Consider the following 3,373-nt stretch of genomic DNA (forward strand, 5'->3'; position numbering starts at 1 on the left):
GGCTTGGATATCGCCGCATCCTCTGCGTGGGGGGACCGGTGCGCGCCAAGGGCGCGGACCGCCGTGTCGAGGGCTTCYTGCGCGCCCATGCCGAAGCCGGGGTCGAAGTTGCTTCCGACCATGTGATCCGCACGTGGTTCACCGGCGAAGGGGGCAGGCAGGCCATGCAGGAATGGCTGCAACGCCACCGCGGCCGGCCGTTGCCCGAGGCCGTCTGCTGTGGCAGCGACGACATCGCCTTCGGCTRCATCGAGGCATTGGAGGGCGTCGGGCTGAGCGTTCCTCGGGACATCTCGATTGCAGGCTTCGATGACACCTTGCTGGCCCGCTCACTGCACATGACGACGGTGCGCCAGCCCCTGCTTGAGATGGGGCGCCGCGCGGTCGAGGTCCTGATGCAGTTGATCGAAGCGCAGCGCCGAGGGGAAGCCTACGCCGGCCCAAGCGACATCGTTCTGCCCATCGAAATCGTTCACGGCCGAAGCTTGCCAGGTCCTCGAAGCACGCAGCTGATCGTCCCTTGACACGGGGAAGCCGCTAGGTTTTTCCCTAGTTAGTTCGGCCACCGAACGAACTAAGATTGCTTGCGCGGCACGACCGCAACTATTTTGGTCAATTGATTAACCGCCCCATCAAATTGATTAACCGGTGAATTAACGCGCGTGGTTGGAGGAGTCATATGCCGCGGGGCGAATCCATTCATTTCTCCCGCGGACCTCGCTGCTGACGATGACCCTGCTTTGCCCGTGGGGTCGATCGATGAGTCCGCAAACCACCATGTGCACAGCCGCCACAACCGAATTGAAGGTTCTCACTTAGCCATGCGCCTCGCCAGACTGCTTCAACACACCGCTCTTTGCTGCGCAGCCATCACGTGTGCCGCCGCTCCGGCCGCCGGACTGGCACCAGGCGCCAACCCCGTGCTGCGCGACCGCTTCACCGCCGACCCCGCACCGCTGGTGGTGGGCGACACGGCCTACCTCTACGTGGGTCGCGACGAGGCCAAGGGCAACAACTTCTTCCTGATGAAGGAGTGGCTGGCCTACTCGTCCAAGGACCTGCGCCAGTGGACCGCCCACGGCACCGTCATGAAGCCCACCGATTTCAAGTGGGCGGTGAGCGATGCCTGGGCCGCGCAGGTGGTGCAGCGCAATGGCCGCTTCTACTTTTACGCCACCGTGCAGCACAACGACACGCAGCCGGGCAAGGCCATCGGCGTGGCGGTGGCCGACAACCCGCTGGGCCCGTTCAAGGATGCACGCGGCTCGGCGTTGATTACCGATGCGTCCACGCCAAGCCCTTACGGCTGGAGCGACATCGATCCCACCGTCTTCATCGACGACGACGGCACCGCCTGGCTGGCCTGGGGCAACCCGGTGCTCTACCTGGCCAAGCTCAAGGCCAACATGACCGAGCTGGACGGCCCCATCGAGAAGATCTCGGTGCCCAACTACACCGAGGGGCCGTGGCTGTCCAAGCGCAAGGGCACGTACTACCTGACCTACGCATCCATGGCGCAGCAGGGTCTCTTTGAGCATCTGTCTTATGCCACCGCGCCGAGCCCACGCGGCCCTTGGACCTACCAGGGCCTGCTGACCGGCGCCGTGCCCAACAGCTTCACCATCCATGCCGGCGTCATCGACGACTTCAAGGGCCAGTCCTATCTCGTTTATCACAATGCCGGGCTGACCCTGAACGGCGAGACCGGCGCCACCTCCCGCCGCTCGGTCGCGATGGAGTACCTCTACTACGACGCCGACGGCCGCATGTGGCCGATCACGCAGACGGAAGCCGGCATCAGCAAGCCGCCCCAGCCGCCCAAGGGCAAGGTGCCGGCGCTGGCGGACCCGGGCCGCTCCGACCCGCGCGTGGCCGTCCAGCAGTTCGCCCAGGGCTATCCCGAAACCTGGCCTGGCAGCCCGGCGCTGGCCTCCGTCACCCGGCCTTTCGAGCAGACACCCGAGCCCATCGGCTTCAACCGCGACGGCGGCGCCAGCCGCCTGGTGCAGACCTTCGTGCCGCGCGCCGACATCCCACTAGGCCGGCTCAGCCTGTACGCCGGTGACGGCCACGGCACGGACGCCACGCGCAGCTTGCGCCTGTCGTTGCGCGACGTGGAGGCCGGCACCGAACTGCTCGGTGCGGGCGAGGGCCTGGCCATTGCCTACCGGCCGCAAGGGGCCGGGCTGCTGAGCTTCGACTTCAGCGCCCATCTGCCTGTCGTGCTGAAGTCCGGTCGTCGCTACGCGCTGACGCTGCAGGGCCAGAAGGACGCGGTGACGATCAACCTCCGCGCCAGCCGCAGCGATGTCTATGCCGACGGCGAGGCGACCCTTGATGACCGGCCGCTGAAGGACAAGGAAAGCGGCCGCCCTGCGGACTTCGCGTTCGCGCTGTATGCGCGGTAGGCGCGCTGAAACGGCCTCAGGCCGGGCGGCAAGTCGCCTTGACCGACGCGACTCCAAATGACTGATCCGGACAAAACATGGACAAACACGCTGACGACCTGAGCCGCCCTTGCGCCGCCTCTCCCACCCGCCTCATGAACCGCCCGGTTCTTTGGCTCGTGATGGCCCTCGTGCTCTGCGTCGCGTCTCAGGCCGTTCCGGCGGCACAGGCAGCTCCTGCTCACAACCCGCTGATCTGGGCCGACGTTCMGGACATCGCCATCATCCGAGTAGGCAAGACCTACTACATGAGCAGCACGACGATGCACAYGAGCCCGGGCCTGCCGATCATGAAGTCGACGGACTTGGTCAACTGGCGCATGGCTTCCTACGCCTATGAAACGCTGGCAGACAACGAAGCCCTCCGCCTCGACAACGGCAAGGACGCCTACGCGGCCGGCTCGTGGGCCCCCAGCCTGCGTTACCACGACGGCGTGTTCTATGCCTCGACGTTCTCCTACACCAGCGGACGCACCCACATCTACACCACGCGCGATCCAGAGCGCGGCCCGTGGAAGGAGATGAGCTTCGAGCCCGTGCTGCATGACCACAGCCTGTTCTTCGACGATGACGGTCGCGTCTACATGGTTTACGGAGGCGGGCGCATCACGCTCGTCGAGCTGAAATCCGATCTCTCCGGCATCAAGCCCGGCGGCGTGAACAAGGTTCTCATCGAGAACGTCAACACCGTCTTCGGCACCGACCTGGGCGGGCTCAATGGCGAGGGTTCGCATCTTTCCAAGATCAACGGCCGCTACTACCTCTTCAACATCGCCTCGCCCGCAAGCCGCTGGGCGCCCACCGTCATCGTCCACCGCGCCGACAGCATCGACGGGCCCTACGARGGTCGCATCGTGCTCGATGACCGCGGTATCGCCCAGGGCGGCCTCATCGACACGCCCGACGGCAAGTGGTACGCCTATCTC

At 65.5% G+C, this 3,373-nt stretch carries 3 protein-coding genes; all 3 read left to right on the plus strand.

Features of this window, described 5'->3' with window-relative positions; translation table 11 throughout:
• On the plus strand, window positions 1-524 hold a 524-nt coding region (locus ACXJKR_RS27785; protein ID WP_457325572.1), incomplete at its 5' end, for a substrate-binding domain-containing protein.
• A 396-nt stretch (window positions 525-920) separates the two neighbouring features.
• Window positions 921-2,408, plus strand: coding sequence for a glycoside hydrolase family 43 protein (locus ACXJKR_RS27790; RefSeq protein ID WP_457325573.1), 1,488 nt, complete (start codon window positions 921-923; stop codon window positions 2,406-2,408).
• 77 nt (window positions 2,409-2,485) lie between these two features.
• A partial coding sequence (locus tag ACXJKR_RS27795) for a glycoside hydrolase 43 family protein (protein WP_457325574.1) occupies window positions 2,486-3,373 on the plus strand: 888 nt, incomplete at its 3' end.

This window comes from Roseateles sp. P5_E11, assembly GCF_054049355.1.